The 413-nt window shown below is 61.7% G+C and carries 1 pseudogene; it reads right to left on the bottom strand.

Annotated features, from left to right (window positions below):
• Nucleotides 1-164: 164 nt before the first annotated feature.
• Nucleotides 165-413: pseudogene (locus tag VSR34_RS38805) on the bottom strand (type II secretory pathway protein); the annotation flags it as partial.

Genomic DNA, 413 nt, shown 5'->3' with positions numbered 1-413 from the left:
CTTACCGACTTTGTATTCAACGTAGTGCGTCGCACCGAAATCATCGGCGTAACGGCGGCGCTCGGCCCGCATCTGTTTTGCCGGATACACGCGCCAGTCAAGTCCGAAGACGAGGCGCGCCTTCCTGTCTCGCGGCAGCGGATCGGTAATGTGCATGCCCGCGCTCACATCGACGGGACGACCGCGGCCGTCAGCATGATCACCTGGAAGGTCTTCGACTTGTTCCACAGACCCGTGATACCCGCGATACCGCCATTCGTCGTGCTGTTCGCAAGATCCGTCATCTGACCGTAGAGCACCACCGTCTGCCCATCAGACAGCGCGATCGTCTGGTCCTCCTTGCTGCCGGTCGTGTGGGCCAGCTGGATCTGTTGCAGCGTCTGGCCAGAACCGACCGACGCCGACGTGAAGGG

The organism is Paraburkholderia sp. JHI2823 (assembly GCF_038900695.1).
Classification (GTDB): Bacteria; Pseudomonadota; Gammaproteobacteria; order Burkholderiales; family Burkholderiaceae; genus Paraburkholderia; species Paraburkholderia mimosarum.
Note: the sequence above shows the minus strand (reverse complement) of the source record. Positions and strands in the feature narration are given on the sequence as shown.